General features: G+C 72.0%; 1 protein-coding gene. It reads right to left on the reverse strand.

Annotation, left to right across the window (positions count from 1 at the left end; genetic code table 11):
• Positions 1 to 7: 7 nt before the first annotated feature.
• A complete protein-coding gene (locus DXZ73_RS09110; RefSeq protein ID WP_116210515.1) occupies positions 8 to 19,381 on the reverse strand; it encodes a type I polyketide synthase in 19,374 nt (6,457 codons plus the stop codon).
• Between the last annotated feature and the right edge of the window lie 65 nt (positions 19,382 to 19,446).

A 19,446-nucleotide genomic window follows, 5' to 3' on the forward strand; every position in this document is an offset into this window, starting at 1 on the left:
GCTCATCTCAGGCATCCCCGAGTTCCCGGTCGATGACATCGAAGAGCTCGTCCACCGACACGTCTTCGAGATCGTAGTTCACGTTATCAACGGGTGCGCTCTCACCCTCGGTCAACTTCGCGAGCAATGCCTGGAGTCGGACCGCCGCCTTGGCCCGTCCTATGCCATCGAGCGAAATTGTGGAAATGACGGATTCAAGCTTGTCGATTTCCTCGGACAGCGAGGCGCTGCCCGGCGCACCGTCCTGGACCAACTCCGCGCGGAGATGGCGGGCGAGCGCCAGGGGCGCCGCGTAGTCGAACAGCGTCGTCGGGTTGAGGCGCAGCCCGGTGGCCGCGTTAAGGCGGTTGCGGAGCTCCACGGCCGTGAGCGAGTCGAGACCCATCTCGAAGAATCCGCGGTCGGCGTCGATGCCCTCGTGCGAGGTGTGTCCGAGCACGGCCGCCGTGTGCGTGCGCACCAGGTCGAGCAGTACGCGCTCACGCTCGTTCTCCGGCATGCCTGCCAGGCTCTGCGCGAGCGCGGGCCCGTCGGTCGGGGCGCTGTCACCGGCCCCGCCGGTGCCCGGCGCCGCCTGCCGCAGCTGCCGCACCTCGGGCAGCTCGCTGAAGAGCAGGCCGAGGCGCGTCGCGCCCAGCTCCGCCCCGAAGCGCTGCCAGTTGATGTCGGTGACCGCCACCCGGGCCTCGCCCTGATTCACCGCCTGCTGGAGTGCGGCGATCGCCGACTCGGGGTCCATCGCGGGGAGCCCGAAGCGCTCCATCCGGCTGCTGGCCACGCCCTGGGCGGCCATGCCGCCGTCGGCCCAGGGGCCCCACGCCACGGATGTGGCGGGCAGGCCCGCGGCCCGGCGCTGCTCGGCGAGCGCGTCGAGAAAGGCGTTCGCGGCCGCGTAGTTGGCCTGACCGGCCGCGCCCACGGTCCCCGAGAACGACGAGAACATCACGAACGCCGACAGGTCGCGGTCCAGCGTCAACTCGTGCAGGTGCCGGGCCGCTTCCGCCTTGGCCCGCAGCACGGTCTCGAACCGCTCAGGCGTCAACGCGTCCAGCACACCGTCATCGAGAACACCCGCCGTATGCACCACAGCAGTCAGATCCGGGACACCCGCGAGCAGCCCCGCAAGCGCCTTACGATCACCCGCGTCACACGCGGCCACCGTCACCCGCACGCCAAGAGCCGTCAGCTCCGTACGCAGCTCCTCCGCCCCTTCGGCCGCGGGACCACGACGGCTGACCAACATCAGGTGCTCGGCACCGTTACGAGCCAGCCAACGCGCGACATGAGCACCCAGGGCGCCCGTACCGCCGGTGACCAACACGCTTCCCGACGGCTGCCACTCGGTGGTGCCGGGACGTACCGCCGCCCGGACCACGCGCCGCGCGAAGACACCGGCCGCGCGCACGGCGACCTGGTCCTCGCCCGTCGCACCGCCGAGCACGGCGACCAGACGCTCCGCCGCCCGGTCGTCCAGCGCCTCGGGCAGGTCGACCAGACCGCCCCAGCGCTCGGCGAGCTCGGCGGCCGCGACGGCACCCATGCCCCACAGCTGGGCCTGCGCCGCGCTCCGCGGTGCCTCGGTTCCTCCCACGGACACCGCGCCCCGCGTCACGCACCACAGGGGCGCGTCGATATCGGCGTCACCGAGGGCCTGCACCAGCGAGAGCGTGAGCGCGACACCCGTCGGCACGGACGGCGCGTACGGGTCCCGGCCCCCGGCCTCGCCGAGCAAGGACACGACGCCGTCGAACCGTACACCGGTGTCCGCCACGGCCTTGCGGAGCCGATCGGCCACGGTGACCCGGTCGTCGCCGGCCGCGAGCTCCACGGTCACCGGCTCGGCACCGTACCGCGCCAGGGCGAGAGCGCACTCGGCGATCCACTCGGACCCGCCGGGCACGACCACGAGCCAGGTGCTTCCCGGCGCCGGGGGCGCCGTGTCGGAGACGGGCGACCAGGAGACCCGGTACCGCCAGCCGTCGATCAGCGACCGCTCCCGGCTCTGGCGACGCCAGGCGGAGAGAACGGGGAGGACGGCCGCGAGTGACTCGCTGCTCTCGGTGTCCAACGTGCCTGCGAGCGCGGGCAGATCCTCACGTTCCACCGCGTCCCAGAACCCGGCATCGGCCGGGTCGGCCACGGCCTCGGGTGCGGCCGCGGGCGCCAGCCAGTAGCGCTCGCGCTGGAACGCGTACGTCGGCAGCTCCGCCCGGCGAGCGGGCGGGCCGTCGGCGCCGAACAGCTTGATCCAGTCCACGGTCACACCGCGGACATGCAGCGTCGCCAGCGCGTGCAGCACTGCCTCGGCCTCAGCACGATCGGTGCGGAGGGCGGGGGTGAAGGTCGCGTCGGGCAGGCAGTCCTGGCCCATCGCGGACAGCACACCGTCGGGACCCAACTCCAGGAAGGTTGAAGCACCTTCGGAGCCAAGGGCTTCGATGCCATCGGCGAAGCGGACGGCCTCGCGGACGTGACGCACCCAGTACGCGGGAGAGCACAGCTCCTCAGCAGACGCGAGGACACCAGTGAGGTTCGAGACCACCGGGATCGAGGGAGCCGCATACGTCAGTTCCTCCGCTACCTTCGCGAAGTCGGCCAGCATCGGATCCATCAACGGCGAGTGGAACGCGTGCGAAACCCGCAGCCGCTTCGTCTTCACGCCCGTCGCCTTGAGCTGGGACGCCACATCTTCGACAGCACTCTCAGTACCCGAAAGCACCACGGAAACTGGCCCATTGACCGCCGCGATACCGACCTCGGCCTCACGACCCACCAGCAGCGGCAGCACATCGGCCTCCGATGCCTGCACCGCCACCATCACACCACCAGCGGGGAGCGCCTGCATCAGACGTCCACGAGCGGCCACCAACACACACGCATCATCCAACGAGAGCACACCCGCAACGTGAGCGGCAGCGATCTCACCGATCGAATGCCCGCCCACGAAATCCGGGCGCACACCCCACGACTCCACCAGCCGGAACAACGCCACCTCAACAGCGAACAAAGCCGCCTGAGTGAACACCGTCTGATCCAGCAGATCCGACCCACCGAACACCACATCACGCAACGGCCGCTCAAGATCGAACCGCGCACACACAGCATCGAAAGCCTCGGCATACACCGGGTATGCCTCATACAGCTCACGGCCCATGCCAGCCCGCTGGCTCCCCTGACCCGAGAACAACACAGCCGACTTACCCGACACCACGGACCCCTGCACCACACCCGGCACAGACCCACCCACAGCCAACCCCGCCAGCCCAGCCTCAAAACCCTCACGACCGCCGGCCAGCACCACCGCACGATGATCGAACGCCGAGCGCGTCGTCACCAGCGACACCCCGACCTCCGACGCCGACGTGGTGGTCCGCTCGGAGTTGACGTGCGTCAGCAGTCGCCCGGCCTGGGCCCGCAGGCCCGCCGCGGAACGGCTGGAGATCACCCAGGGCAGTACGCCATCCGCGGCCTCAGGGCCGTTCGCGTCGTCCTCGACCGGCGCCTCCGGCGCCTGTTCCAGCACGACATGGGCGTTCGTACCGCTGATGCCGAACGACGACACGCCCGCGCGGCGCGGGCGGCCGGTCTCCGGCCACGGCACCGATTCGGCCAGCAGTTCCACGGCACCCGCGGACCAGTCGACGTGCGGCGACGGCTCGTCCACGTGCAGCGACTGCGGCAGCGTGCCGTGCTGCATGGCCAGCACCATCTTGATCACACCGGCCACACCGGCCGCGGCCTGTGCGTGGCCGATGTTGGACTTGATGGAACCCAGCCAGAGCGGCTCGTCCCCGGTGCGCTCCTGGCCGTACGTCGCCAGCAGGGCCTGCGCCTCGATCGGGTCGCCCAACGTCGTACCCGTACCGTGCGCCTCCACCGCGTCGACCTCGGCGGCCGACAGGCCGGCGGTCGCCAGCGCCTGGCGGATGACGCGCTGCTGCGACGGACCGTGCGGGGCGGTGAGGCCGTTGCTCGCGCCGTCCTGGTTGATGGCGGAGCCACGGACCACGGCCAGCACCTGGTGACCGTTGCGGCGCGCGTCCGACAAACGCTCCAGGAGCAGCATGCCGACGCCCTCGCCCCAGCCGGTGCCGTCAGCGGCGGCGGCGAAGGGCTTGCAGCGGCCGTCCGGCGCCAGCCCGCGCTGGCGGCTGAACTCGACGAAGGCCACCGGGCTGGCCATCACGGTCGCGCCACCGGCCAGGGCCAGCGAGCACTCGCCCTGGCGCAGCGCCTGCGCCGCCCAGTGCAGCGCGACGAGCGAGGACGAGCACGCCGTGTCGACCGTGACCGCCGGCCCCTCGAAGCCGAGGGTGTAGGAGATCCGGCCGGAGGCCACGCTGCCCGCGTTGCCGGTCAGCAGATAGCCCTCGGACGCCTCCTGCGCCTGCTGCACGGCCGCGCTGTAGTCGTGGTAGGTGAGACCGCAGAAGACACCGGTCTGGGTGCCGCGCACGGTCTCCGGGTCGATGCCCGCTCGTTCGAGGGCTTCCCACGAGGTCTCCAGCAGCAGGCGCTGCTGGGGGTCCATGGCGAGGGCCTCACGCGGGGAGATCCCGAAGAACGCCGGGTCGAAGTCGCCCGCGTCGTAGAGGAATCCGCCTTCGCGGGCGTACGTCTTGCCGGGCGCGTCGGGGTCCGGGTCGTACAGCCCCTCCACGTCCCAGCCTCGGTCCGAGGGGAGTCCGCCGATCGCGTCCCCTCCTCGGGCGAGCAGCTGCCACAGCTCCTCCGGGGAACGCACGCCGCCCGGGAAGCGGCAGCTCATGCCCACGATGGCGATGGGTTCGTCATCGTTCACGGCGGTCGGCGCCGGGTGCGCGGCAGTGGGTGCCGCGGTGTCCGGGCCCATGACCTCCGTGTGGAGGTAGCGCGCGACCGCGGCCGGCGTCGGGTGGTCGAAGACGAGCGTGGCGGGGAGCTTGAGCCCGGTGGCCGCGTTCAGACGGTTGCGGAGCTCCACCGCGGTGAGGGAGTCGAAGCCGAGTTCCTTGAAGGCCCGGCCGGCCTCGACCGCGTCCGGGGTGGCGTGACCGAGGACGGACGCGACGCCGGTGGAGACCAGCTCCAGCAGCGTGCGGTCGCGCTCCGCCCGGGACAGCCCGGCGAGCCGGGCGGCCAGGGACGAGCTCGCGTCGCCATTGGTGGCGACGGTGCTCACGGCCCGCCGCGCCGGGGCGCCGATGAGGCCGCGCAGCAGCGCGGGCATGGCCGTGGTCCTCGCCTGGGCGCGCAGTGTCGCGACGTCGAGGTGGGTCGGTACGAGCAACGAGGCGTCCACGGCATGGGCCGCGTCGAACAGTTCGAGACCTTCGGCGGACGACAGCGGTGTCATGCCGAAGCGTGCCATGCGGGTCATGTCGGTGCCGCCCAGATGACCGGTCATCTCACTGCGCTCGGCCCAGAAACCCCAGGCCAACGACACACCCGCAAGACCCAGACCACGACGCGACGACGCCAGACCATCCAAAAACGCATTCGCCGCAGCGTAATTACCCTGACCCGCCGCACCGAACGTCGCAGCAGCCGAAGAGAACAACACAAACGCCGACAGATCCACACCCGACGTCAACTCATGCAGATTCACCGCCGCATCCACCTTCGGACACAACACAGCGTCGATACGCTCCGGCGTCAGCGACTCCACCACACCGTCGTCCAGCACACCTGCCGCATGCACCACACCAGTCAGCGGATACCCCGCAGGAATCCCCGCCAGCACACCAGCCAGAGCATCACGGTCCGCAACATCACACGCCTCGACGCTCACCTGCGCACCAGCAGCCGACAGTTCGGCCTCAAGCTCCGCCATACCCTCAGCGGCACGACCACGCCGGCTCACCAACAACAGATGCCGCACACCGTGCACAGCCACCAGATGCCGCGCCACCAGACCACCGAGGGTGCCGCTCGCGCCGGTGATCAACACCGTGCCCTCGGAGTTCCAGACAGCTTCGCCGACAGCGCCGGAGGTACGCAGACGGGCCAGGCGCGGCACGGACACCGCGCCTTCCCGGACCGCCAACTGCGGCTCGTCCGACGCGAGGACGGGCGCCAGCGTGTCCCAGGGGACGTCCTGGTCGTCCAGGTCGAGCAGCGTGAGACGGCCCGGGTGCTCGGACTGCGCCGCGCGCACCAGGCCCCAGACGGAGGCCGCCGCCAGGTCGGTGACGTCCGTGTCCGCGGCGGCCGCCACCGCGCCCCGCGTGACCAGCACCATCCGGGAGTCCGCGAACCGCTCGTCCGCCAGCCACGTCTGGAGCAGGGCCAGCACCCGGTGCGTGGCCGCGCGTGTCGCCGCGGCGAGCCGTCCCGACTCGGCCCCGTCCTCGGTCAGGCACGGTACGAAGACCAGCTCGGGCACGGTGAGGGAGGCCAGCGTCTCCAGGTCGGCGGCCTTCTCGAACTGCCGCCCGGTGGTACCGATGGCCGACTCGAGGGCCCGCAGTTCGGCCGGTGTGCCGACCAGGCCCCATGTGGACCCGGTGTCAGCGGCCGGCAGCGCGGGCGCGCCGACCCAGTCCACCTGGAACAGCGACTTGTGCGGCAGACCGCCGCCCACGAGCTGCTCCGGTGCGACCGGGCGGGCCGTCAACGAGTCCACCGACGCGACGGGCCGACCCGCCTCGTCGGCCACCAGGACCGACACGTCGCCCGAGTCGTTGGCCGACAGCTTCACGCGCAGTGCGGTCGCACCGGTCGCGTGCAGCGAGATGCCGTTCCACACGAACGGCAGCCGTGCGGTCTCGCCGTCCTCCCCCGCGTGCAGCGCGGCGTCGAGCAGCGCCGGGTGCAGCCCGAACCGGGCCGCCTCCTCCGACTGCTCCTCAGCGAGCGCGACCTCGGCGAAGAACTCCGTACCGCGCCGCCAGGCGGCCCGCAGGCCCTGGAAGGCAGGGCCGTACTCCAGGCCGGCGAGGGCGAGTCCCTCGTAGCGCCCGTCGATGTCGACGGGCTCGGCGCCCACCGGGGGCCACTGGCCGAACTCGGCGGGCTCCGGGTGCCCACCCACGGTCAAGGAACCCGACGCATGGTGGGTCCACGGAAGATCGTCCGCCGCGCCCTCCGGCCGGGAGTGGACGTCCAGCGAACGCCGCCCGGACTCGTCCGGCCCGCCGACCGCCAACTGGATCTGCACCGCGCCCTGCTCCGGCAGCACCAGCGGCGCCTCCAGGATCAGTTCCTCGACCCGGTCGCAGCCGACGGAGTCACCGGCCCGCAGCGCGAGCTCGACGAACGTCGTACCGGGCAGCAGCACCGCGCCGGAGATCCTGTAGTCCGCCAGCCAGGGGTGCGACTGTACGGACAGGCGCCCGGTGAAGAGGTGCCCCTCCGAGGCGGGCAGCGCGACGGCGGCACCGAGCAGCGGGTGGTCGGCTGCCCCCAGACCGGCCGAGGCCACATCACCCGTGGTAGCGGAGGGCTCCACCCAGAACCGTCGGCTCTGGAAGGCGTACGTCGGCAGCTCGACGCGCCGCGCGCTCACTCCGGCGAAGAGAGACTCCCAGTTCACCGGGGCACCGGCTATGTGTGCTTCGGCGAGGGAGGTCAGGAAGCGGTCCAGGCCGCCTTCGTCACGGCGGAGGGAGCCGACGGCCGAGATCTCGACGCGCGCGTCCTCGGCGGTCTGCTGGATACCGACGGTCAGCACGGGATGCGCACTGGCCTCTACGAAGATCCCGATACCGTCGGCCAGCAGGGCACGTACGGTCTCGTCGAAACGAACCGTCTGACGCAGATTGCGGTACCAGTAACCCGCGTCCATCACCAACGTGTCGATCAACTCGGCGGAAACCGTGGAATAGAACGGCACCGAGGACGAGCGCGGCTCGATCCCCTTCAGGATCTCCAGCAGCTCGCCCTCGATCCGCTCCACATGCGCGGAATGCGAGGCGTAATCCACCGGGATACGACGGGCACGAATCCCGCCCGCCTCGCACGTCGCCAGAAGCTCATCCAGAGCATCCACATCGCCCGAAACCACCACCGCGGACGGGCCGTTCACCGCCGCGACCGACAGCCGGTCATTCAGCAGCGCCTCGACCTCACCGACAGGCAGGGCAACCGAGACCATCCCACCCTGACCGGAGAGCGCCAGCAACGCCTTGCTCCGCAGCGCGACCACCTTCGCCGCATCGTCCAGCGACAGCGCACCCGCGACGCACGCTGCGGCAATCTCGCCCTGCGAGTGACCGATCACGGCCGCGGGCTCAACACCGTACGAGCGCCACAGCTCCGCCAGCGACACCATCACCGCGAACAACGCGGGCTGGACAACATCCACCCGCTCAAGCGACGCCGCACCATCCGCACCACGCAGCACATCGACCAACGACCAGTCCGTATAAGCACTCAGAGCAGTCGCACACTCATGAATCCACTCGGCAAAGACCGGCGAGGCATCCAGCAGCCCCGCCGCCATCCCCACCCACTGCGAACCCTGACCCGGGAAGACGAACACAGCCCGGTCCCCGGCCTCGGGCGCGAGCGCACCCTGCACCAGGCCGACCGTGTCGCGGCCCTCGGCCAGTGCCGTCAGACCGTTCAGGAACCCGTCCCGGTCCTCCGCGAGCAGGACCGCACGGTGGTCGAAGACGGCACGCGTGGCCGTCAGCGCCGCCCCCACGTCGGCGGGCGACAGCTCCGGGTGGTCGGCCGCGTACGTCTTCAGGCGCTCGGCCTGGGCACGCAGCGCCGCGTTCGACTTGGCCGAGACCAGCCACGGCACGAGCGTTCGCGGCGACGGGGCGTCCGGCTCCTCGGGGGCGTCGTTCGGAACCTGTTCCAGGATGACGTGGGCGTTCGTACCGCTGACGCCGAAGGCCGACACACCGGCCCGACGCGGCTCACCGCTCCCGGGCCACTCCCTCGCCTCCGCCAGCAACTCCACCGCACCCGCCGACCAGTCGACGTGCGGCGACGGCTCGTCCACGTGCAACGACCGCGGCAGCACACCCTGCTGCATCGCCAGCACCATCTTGATCACACCTGCCACACCGGCAGCAGCCTGCGTGTGACCGATGTTCGACTTGATCGAGCCGAGCCACAGCGGCCGGCCCTCTTCGCGGCCCTGGCCATAAGTGGCCAGCAGGGCCTGCGCCTCGATCGGGTCACCCAGCGTCGTACCCGTACCGTGCGCCTCCACCACATCGACATCCGCAGCAGAAAGACCCGCACTCGCCAACGCCTGCCGGATCACCCGCTGCTGCGAAGGACCATTCGGCGCCGTCAAACCATTCGACGCACCATCCTGATTCACCGCACTGCCACGCACCACGGCCAGCACAGGGTGGCCATTGCGGCGGGCGTCGGACAGCCGCTCCAGGAGGAGCAGGCCGACGCCCTCGCCCCAGGCGGTGCCGTCGGCGGCCGCGGCGAACGGCTTGCAGCGGCCGTCGGCCGCCAGCCCGCGCTGCCTGCTGAACTCGACGAAGCCACGCGGCGAGACCATCACGGTCACGCCGCCCGCGAGCGCCAGGGAGCATTCGCCCTGGCGCAGCGCCTGCGCGGCGAGGTGCAGGGCCACCAGCGAGGACGAGCACGCCGTGTCCACCGTGACCGCCGGACCTTCGAGACCGAAGGTGTACGAGATACGGCCGGAGACCACGCTCGCGGCGTTGCCGGTGGCGAGGTAGCCCTCGGCGACCTCGGGTGCCCGGTCGAGGAGGGACACGTACTCCTGGCCGTTGGTGCCGAGGAAGACACCGGCCCGGGTGCCGTTGACCGACGTCGGGTCGATGCCCGCCCGCTCCCAGAGCTCCCACGCGGTCTCCAGCAGCAGCCGCTGCTGCGGGTCCATCGCGAGGGCCTCACGCGGGGAGATGCCGAAGAAGGCCGCGTCGAAGCGGTCCGCTCCGGAGAGGAAGGCGCCTTCGCGCACATAGCTCTTGCCGACCGCTTCCGGGTCCGCGTCGTAGAGGCCGTCGAGGTCCCAGCCGCGGTCCGTCGGGAAAGCGGATACGGCGTCCCGGCCGTCGGCGAGCAGCTGCCACAGCTCCTCGGGGGACCGTACGTCGCCCGGGAAGCGGCAGCTCATGGACACGATCGCGATCGGGTCGTCGTCCATCGGGGCCAGGGTGTCCACGGCGTCGTCCGTGGCCCGCGCGCCCAGCAGTTCGGTCCGCAGGTGCTGGGCGAGCACGGTCGGGGTGGGATAGTCGAACACCAGCGTGGCGGGCAACTGCAGCCCGGTGGCGGTGTTCAGCCGGTTCCGCAGTCCGACGGCGGTCAGGGAGTCGAAGCCGAGCTCCTTGAAGGCACGGCCCGCGCCCACCGCTTCGGGCCCGGTGTGTCCCAGCACGACGGCCACGTCGGCGCGCACCAGATCCAGGAGCGTTCGCTCCTGCTCGGCCGACGAGAGGCCCGTGAGACTCCGCACCAGGGCCGAGGCTCCGCCGGAGTGACCCGGGTCGGCGGAGGACGCGCCCGCGTCGGCGGCCCTCAGCTGCCGGAGCTGCGGCAGTTCGGCCAGCAGCCGCCGGAGGAGCTCCGCGTCGAAGGCGCCGGCGAACCGCTCCCACTCGACGTCGAGCACGGCGAGGAAGGTGTCGTTCTGGTCGAGGGCCTGCTGGAGTGCGGCGATCGCCGACTCGGGCGCCATGGCGGTGAGCCCGCCGCGCTTGAGCGTACGGTCCGCCTCGCTGCCGGTGGTGGCCATGCCGCCGTCGGCCCAGGGGCCCCAGGCGATGGACGTGGCGGGCAGGCCCGCGGCCCGGCGCTGCTCGGCGAGCGCGTCGAGAAAGGCGTTCGCGGCCGCGTAGTTGGCCTGACCGGCGCCGCCGACCGTGGCCGACGCGGACGAGAACATCGCGAAGGCCGACAGGTCGCGGTCCAGCGTCAACTCGTGCAGGTGCCGGGCCGCTTCGGCCTTGGCCCGCAGCACGGCCTCGAACCGCTCGGGCGTCAGCGCGTCCAGCACACCGTCATCGAGAACACCCGCCGTATGCACCACAGCAGTCAGGTCGGGGATGCCCGCGAGCAGCCCGGCAAGCGCGTCGCGGTCGCCCGCGTCACACGCGGCCACCGTCACCCGCACGCCAAGAGCCGTCAGCTCGGCCTCCAGCTCCCCCGCCCCTTCGGCAGCGAGACCACGACGGCTCACCAACACCAGATGCTCGGCACCACTACCGGCCAGCCAACGCGCTACGTGCCCACCCAGGGCACCCGTACCACCAGTGACCAACACGCTTCCCGACGGCCGCCACTCGGCCGCGCCGGGCCGCGCGGCGGCGGGCGTCAGACGGCGGGCGAACACGCCTGCCGTGCGGAGGGCGACCTGCCCCTCCGCCGTCGCTCCACCGACCACGGCGAGGAGACGGGCGACCGTCCGCTCGTCCAGCGTGTCCGGCAGGTCCACCAGACCGCCCCAGCGGTCCGGCAGTTCCAACGCCACTGCCTGTCCGAGGCCCCAGATCTGGGCCTGCTCGGCATTGCGCAGAGGGTCCGAGGAGCCGGTGGATACCGCACCCCGGGTGACGCACCACAGGGGCGCGTCGATATCGGCGTCACCGAGGGCCTGGACCAGCGAGAGCGTCAGCGCGACACCCGCCGGCACGGACGGCGCGTACGGGTCCCGGCCCCCGGCCTCGCCGAGCAGGGAGACCACACGGTCGTACGACGCCTGCACTCCTCGAAGCCGCTCGGCCACAGAAGCACGGTCGGCGACCGTGGCATCCAGCTCGACCACCGACAACCCGACGCCGGACACCTCCAGCGCCCGGACGCACTCCGCGATCCACGCATCCTCCGCGAGACCGGCAGGAACCACAACCAGCCACCGACCGCCGGACACCGGAACCGTCGCGTCGGAGACGGGCGACCATGTCACCTGGTAGCGCCAGCTGTCCACGAGCGACCGCTCACGGGACTGCCGACGCCAAGCGGAGAGAACAGGAAGAACAGCCGCGAGAGACTCACTGCTCTCAGTGTCCAACGCGTCGGCCAGCGCGGGAAGATCCTCACGCTCCACCGCATCCCAGAACCCGGCGTCCACCGGTTCCCCGGCAGCAGCCGGAGTCGTGGACTCAAGCCAGTAGTGCTCACGCTGGAACGCGTACGTCGGCAGTTCGACGCGGCGACCGCCGGTCACGCCGCCCGCGCGCAGCACCTCGGTCCAGTCGACGGCCGCGCCATGGACATAGAGCTGTGCCAGCGCCTCGGAGACGGTCTCGACCTCGTCGCGACCGGAGCGCAGGGCGGGGGCGAACACGGCTTCCGGCAGGCAGTCCTGGCCCATCGCGGACAGCACACCGTCCGGCCCGAGCTCCAGGTACGTGACCACGTCCCGGTCCGCGAGAGCCCGCACACCGTCGGCGAAGCGGACGGCCTCGCGGACGTGACGCACCCAGTACGCGGGAGAGCAGAGTTCGTCGGCGGACGCGATGACACCGGTGAGGTTCGAGACCACCGGGATCGAGGGAGCCGCATACGCCAGGCTTTCGGCGACCTTCGCGAAGTCGGCCAGCATCGGGTCCATCAACGGCGAGTGGAACGCGTGCGAAACCCGCAGCCGCTTCGTCTTCACGCCCTGCGCCGCAAGCTTCGACGCCACATCCTCGACAGCGTCCTCGACACCCGAAAGCACCACCGACACAGGCCCATTGACCGCCGCAATACCGACCTCGGCCTCACGACCCACCAGCAACGGCAGCACATCGGCCTCCGAAGCCTGCACCGCCACCATCGCACCACCAGCGGGAAGCGCCTGCATCAGACGGCCGCGAGCGGCCACCAACACACACGCATCATCCAACGAGAGCACACCCGCCACATGCGCGGCAGCGATCTCACCGATCGAATGCCCGCCCACGAAATCCGGACGCACACCCCACGACTCCACCAGCCGGAACAACGCCACCTCAACCGCGAACAAAGCCGCCTGAGTGAACACCGTCTGATCCAGCAGCTCCGACCCACCGAACACGACGTCCCGCAACGGCCGCTCAAGATCGAACCGCGCACACACAGCATCAAAAGCCTCGGCATAAACGGGATAGGCCTCGTACAACTCGCGGCCCATGCCCGCCCGCTGGCTCCCCTGACCCGAGAACAACACAGCCGACTTACCCGAAGCCACCACGGACCCCTGCACCACACCCGGCACAGACCCACCCGCAGCCAACCCAGCCAGCCCAGCCGCAAAACCCTCACGACCGTCGGCCAGCACCACCGCACGATGCTCCAGATGCGACCGCGTCACCACCAGCGAACGCGCCACACCCGCCACCGGGACATCAGCACCCGCGAACGGCACCAACCGCCCCGCCTGCGCCCGCAAACCCGCCACGGAACGACCCGACACCACCCACGGCAGCACGCCCACAACCGGCTCGGCGACATCCGCCTCAACCACCGGCTCGGGCGCCTGCTCCAGCACGACATGGGCGTTCGTACCGCTGATACCGAACGACGACACACCCGCCCGACGCGGCCGCTCCACCTCCGGCCACGGCACCGACTCCGCCAGCAACTCCACCGCACCCGCCGACCAATCCACATGCGGCGACGGCTCATCGGCATACAGCGACTGCGGCAGCACTCCCTGCCGCATCGCCAGCACCATCTTGATCACACCCGCCACACCGGCAGCAGCCTGGGTGTGACCGATGTTGGACTTCACCGAGCCCAGCAGCAACGGACGGTCATCCGCCCGCTCCTGGCCGTACGTCGCCAGCAGGGCCTGCGCCTCGATCGGGTCGCCCAACGTCGTACCCGTGCCGTGCGCCTCCACCGCATCGACATCCGCAGCAGAAAGACCCGCACTCGCCAACGCCTGCCGGATCACCCGCTGCTGCGAAGGACCATTCGGCGCCGTCAAACCATTCGACGCACCATCCTGATTCACCGCACTGCCACGCACCACGGCCAACACCTCATGGCCGTTGCGACGCGCGTCGGACAGCCGCTCCAGCAGCAGCACACCCACGCCCTCCGCGAGGCCCATGCCGTCCGCGTCGGCGGAGAACGCCTTGCACCGGCCGTCGCGGGCGAGGCCGCCCTGCCGGCTGAAGCCGATGAAGGAACCGGGGTTGGGCATGATGGCCACGCCACCGGCGAGCGCGAGGGAGCACTCGCCCTGGCGCAGCGCCTGCGCCGCCAGATGCAGCGCCACCAGCGACGACGAACACGCCGTGTCCACCGTGACCGCCGGACCTTCGAGGCCGAGGGAGTAGGCGATGCGGCCGGACACCACGCTGGACGCGCTGCCGGTCATCAGGTGGCCTTCCGAGCCCGCCGGTGCCTCGTGGACGCGCGGGCCGTACTCCTGGTAGTTCGAGCCGATGAAGACGCCCGTGTGGCTGCCCCGCATCGACAGGGCCGCGATGCCGGCCCGCTCGAACGCCTCCCAGGACGCCTCCAGCAGCAGTCGCTGCTGCGGGTCCATGGCGACGGCCTCACGCGGCGAGATGCCGAAGAAGTCCGCGTCGAACTCGCCTGCGTCGTAGAGGAATCCGCCTTGCCGGACGTAGGTCTTCCCGGGGCTTTCCGGGTCGGTGTCGTAGATGCCGTCGAGGTCCCAGCCGCGGTCGGTGGGCAGCCCGCCGATCGCGTCCCCGCCGTCCATGATGAGCTGCCACAGCTCCTCGGGGGACCGCACGCCGCCGGGGTAGCGGCAGCTCATCGCGACGATCGCGACGGGGTCGTCCTCGTCGACGGCGACGGGTGCCGGGGCGGACGGCCGGTCCGCGGTCTCCGGCTGCCCGCCGAGCAGTTCGGCCCGTACGTGCTCGGCGAGTGCCGTGGCCGTGGGGTAGTCGAAGGCGAGGGTCGCGGGGAGGCGCAGGCCGGTGGCGGTGTTGAGGCGGTTGCGGAGCTCGACGGCCGTGAGGGAGTCGAAGCCCAGCTCCTTGAACGCCCGCCCGGCGTCGACCGCGTCGGGGGTGGAGTGGCCGAGCACGGCGGCGACCTGGGTGCGGACGAGCTCGACCAGGGCGTGTCCGGTCTCGGCCGGGGTCATGTCCCGCAGCCGCTGCCGCAGCCGGGACGCCGCGTCGGTCGCGTCCTCCGTGCCGGCGGCGGCCGCCGCGTCCTTCAGGCGCCGGGCCGCGGGCAGCTCGTCGAAGAGCGGGCTCGGGCGGGCCGAGGTGAAGACCGGGAGGAAGCTCTCCCAGTCCATGTCGGCGACGGCGAGGAACGTCTGGTCGTGGTCCAGTGTCTGCCGCAGGGCGTCGATGCCGAGGTCAGGGTCCATGAACCGCAGTCCGCGACGGCGCAGTTGGTCGAGGTCCAGGCCCTCGGGCAGTTCGTCGCCGGTCGCGTCCCAGACGCCCCAGGCGACGGAGGTCGCGGTCAGGCCGCGTGCCCGCCGGTCCTCGGCGAGGGCGTCCAGGTGGGCGTTGGCCGCGGCGTACGCGCCGTGGTCACCGACGCCCCAGACCCCGGAGACGGAGGAGAAGAGGACGAAGGCGTCCAGCGGGCGGTCGGCGAGCAGGGCGTCGAGGTGTACGGCGCCCGCGACCTTCGCGCCGATGACGTCGGCGAAGTCGGCGAGCGAGGTCTCGGCGAGCCCGGCCAGGTCGATGTGGGCGGCGGCGTGGAAGACGGCCGTGAGCGGGCGGTCCCCGGGCACCGCGTCGAGGACCGCCGCGAGGGCGGCCCGGTCGGCGACGTCGCAGGCGACGACGGTGGCGCGGGTGCCGAGTCCGTCGAGCTCGGCGACCAGTTCGGCCGCGCCGGGCGCGTCGGGGCCGCGGCGGCTGGTGAGGAGCAGATGGCCGGCGCCGTTGCGGGCCAGCCAGCGGGCGAGGTGGGAGCCCAGCGCTCCCGTGCCGCCGGTGATCAGGACGGTGCCCCGCGGCTTCCAGTCGCGGCGCGGGCGCCGGTCGCCAAGCGGAGCCGGCTCCAGTCGGCGCGCCATCACCCCGGAGCCGCGGACGGCGACCTGGTCCTCGCCGGTGGTGCCGGCCAGCACTCCGGCGACCCGGGCCCGGGCGCGCCGGTCGAGGTCTTCGGGCAGGTCGACGAGGCCGCCCCAGCGGTCGGGGTGCTCCAGGCCCGCCACGCGGCCCATGCCCCAGACCGCCGCCTGTGCCGCGTCGGCGGGGCGGTCGGAGTTGCCGACGGAGACGGCGCCGCGGGTGGCGCACCACAGGGGTGCGGTGATGCCCGCGTCACCGAGCGCCTGGACGAGGGCCAGGTTCAGGGCGAGACCGGTGGTGACGCCGGGGTGGTCGGGGTGCGGTGCGTCGTCCAGGGCGAGCAGGGAGAGGATCCCGGTGGGGCGTCCGGCGGCGCCGGCCGCCCGCAGCCGCTCGGCGAGGGCCGCGCGGTCCACGAGCGCCGTTTCCAGGGTCTCGACGTCGGCGCCGTGCTCCTCCAGCAGCTCCCGGCACGCGGCGGCGAGTTCGGCGCCGGTGCCGTCGGCGGGGACGGCCAGCAGCCAGGTGCCGGAGAGCGACGGCGTCGCGGTCGGTGCGGCGCCCGCGGGGCGCCAGGTGACGCGGTAGCGCCAGTCGTCCACAGTGGTCTCGGCGCGGCGCTGACGGCGCCACTGCGAGAGGGCCGGAAGGAACGTGCCCAGCAGCGCCTGCTGCTCCTCGGAGTCGAAGTGCAGCGTGGCGGCGACGGCTTCGGCGTCCTCGCGTTCGACGGCGTCCCAGAAGGCGGTGTCCAGTGCGTCGCCGCCGCTGCTCGTGGCCGCCGCCTTCGACAGCTCGATCCAGTAGCGCTGGTGCTGGAAGGCGTACGTGGGGAGTTCGACCTGCCGGGCGCCCGCGAAGAGGGGGCGCCAGTCGACGGGGGCGCCGACGGCGTACGCCTCGGCGAGCGAGGTCAGGAAGCGGTCCAGGCCGCCCTCGTCACGGCGCAGCGAGCCGACGGCGGTGGCCTCGGCCCCGGTGGCCTCGGTGGTCTGCTGGATGCCGACGGTCAGCACGGGGTGCGCGCTGGCCTCGACGAAGACGCCGACACCGTCGGAAAGGAGGGCGCGTACGGTCTCGTCGAAACGGACCGTACGACGGAGGTTGCGGTACCAGTAGTCGGCGTCCATGACCGCCGTGTCGATCTCCGCGGCCTCGACCGTCGAATAGAACGGGACGGTCGAGGAGCGCGGGGTGATCCCGGCGAGGGCGTTGCGCACCTCCGTGCGGATCCGCTCGACGTGGGCGGAGTGGGAGGCGTAGTCGACCGGGATGCGGCGGGCGCGGATCCCGTCCGCCTCGCACGTGGCGAGCAGTTCTTCCAGCGCGTCGGTGTCGCCGGAGACCACCACCGAGGACGGGCCGTTCACCGCCGCGACGGACAGCCGGTCGTTCAGCAGCGCCTCGACCTCGGCCTGCGCCAGCGGTACGGACACCATGCCGCCCTGCCCGGAAAGTGCCAGCAGCGCCTTGCTGCGCAGGGCGACGACCTTGGCCGCGTCCTGCAGAGAGAGGGCGCCCGCGACGCACGCCGCGGCGATCTCGCCCTGCGAGTGGCCGATGACGGCCGCGGGTTCCACGCCGTACGAGCGCCACAGCTCCGCCAGGGAGACCATCACGGCGAACAGGACGGGCTGGACGACGTCCACGCGCTCCAGCGAGGCGGCTCCGGGAGCGTTTCGCAGCACGTCCGTCAACGACCAGTCCACGTGCGGTGCCAGCGCGGCCTCGCACTGGGCGACGCGCTCGGCGAAGACGGGTGAGGCGTCCAGCAGGCCGGCCGCCATGCCCGCCCACTGCGAGCCCTGGCCGGGGAAGACGAAGGCCACGTCCGCCGCCGGGCGGGCGACGCCCTCGACCAGTCCGGCCGCCGTCCCGCCCTGGGCCAGCGCCTCCAGCGCGCGGACGGCGTCCGCGTGGTCGGCGCCCAGCACGACGGCGCGGTGCTCGAACTTCGAGCGGGACGCCACCAGCGAGAGACCGATGTCGGCCTGCTCGACGCCGGCCCGTACGTGGGACAGCAGCCGGTCGGCCTGCGCGCGCAGGGCGGCCGCGGACCGGCCCGAGAGCACCCAGGGCACGACGGGCGGGGGCGTGGTCCCCGCGGCCGGGGCGGTCTCGGAGGCGACGGGCTCGGGCTCAGGGGCCTGCTCGATGATGGCGTGCGCGTTGGTGCCGCTGATGCCGAACGAGGACACACCGGCGCGGCGCGGCTCCTCGCCCTCCGGCCACGGCGTCGCCTCGGTGAGCAGCCGGACCGTGCCGCTGGACCAGTCCACGTGCGGCGACGGCTCGTCGAGGTGCAGTGACTGCGGGATCAGGCCGTGGCGCATGGCGAGCACCATCTTGATCACGCCCGCCACACCGGCGGCCGCCTGGGTGTGGCCGATGTTCGACTTCACCGAGCCCAGCCACAGCGGGTGTTCCGCCGAGCGCTCGCGGCCGTAGGTGGCCATCAGGGCCTGTGCCTCGATCGGGTCGCCGAGCTTGGTGCCGGTGCCGTGCGCCTCGACGACGTCGACCTGGCCCGCGGTGAGCCCGGCGTTCTCCAGGGCCTGGCGGATGACGCGCTGCTGCGACGGGCCGTTGGGCGCGGCGAGGCCGCTGCTCGCGCCGTCCTGGTTGGTCGCGGTGCCCCGCACGACGGCGAGCACCGGGTGTCCGTTGCGGCGGGCGTCGGAGAGCCGCTCCAGCAGCAGCATTCCGGCGCCCTCTGCCGGGCCGAAGCCGTCGGCGGCCGCGGCGAAGGGCTTGCACCGGCCGTCCGCGGCCAGCCCGCGCTGCCTGCTGAACCCGGTGAAGGTGCCGGGCGTCGCCATCACGGTCACGCCGCCGACGAGGGCCAGCGAGCACTCGCCCTGGCGCAGCGCCTGCGCGGCCAGGTGCAGGGCGACGAGCGACGAAGAGCACGCCGTGTCGACGGTGACGGCGGGGCCTTCGAGGCCGAGGGAGTAGGCGATGCGGCCGGAGACCACACTGATCGCGCTGCCGGTGACCAGGTGCCCTTCGACGCCGTCGGGCGCCTCGTGCACACGCGGCCCGTAGTCGGGAGCCACGGCGCCCACGAAGACGCCGGCCCGGCTGCCCTTGATCGAGGCGGGGTCGATACCCGCCCGCTCGACGGCCTCCCAGGAGGTCTCCAGGAGCAGCCGCTGCTGCGGGTCCATCGCGAGGGCCTCACGCGGCGAGATCCCGAAGAACGCCGGGTCGAAGTCGCCCACATCGTGCAGGAAGCCGCCTTCGCGCACATACGAGGTGCCGGGCCGGTCGGGATCCGGGTCGTAGAGGGCGTCGAGGTCCCAGCCGCGGTCGGTGGGGAACCCGGAGATGGCGTCCCCACCGTCCCTGACCAGTTCCCACAGCGCTTCCGGGGAACGCACCCCGCCGGGGAAGCGGCAGCTCATCGACACGATGGCGATGGGCTCCCGGCCCGCGGCCTCCACTTCCTGAAGACGGGATCGCGTCTGATGAAGATCAGCCGTCACCCGCTTGAGGTAACCAAGGAGCTTGTCTTGATCCGTCATCAGAACCTCACGAGATTGTGCTGGAGAGAATTCGGGGAATTCAGGGGCTTGGGACACGGGCCGGG

Origin of the sequence: Streptoverticillium olivoreticuli subsp. olivoreticuli (assembly GCF_003391135.1) — a bacterium.
In the GTDB taxonomy this organism is placed as follows: Bacteria; Actinomycetota; Actinomycetes; order Streptomycetales; family Streptomycetaceae; genus Streptomyces; species Streptomyces blastmyceticus.

Excerpts from the sequence above, each read along its gene's own strand:
- DXZ73_RS09110 (WP_116210515.1), bottom strand. The coding sequence starts at position 19,381 with ATGACGGATCAAGACAAGCTCCTTGGTTACCTCAAGCGGGTGACGGCT.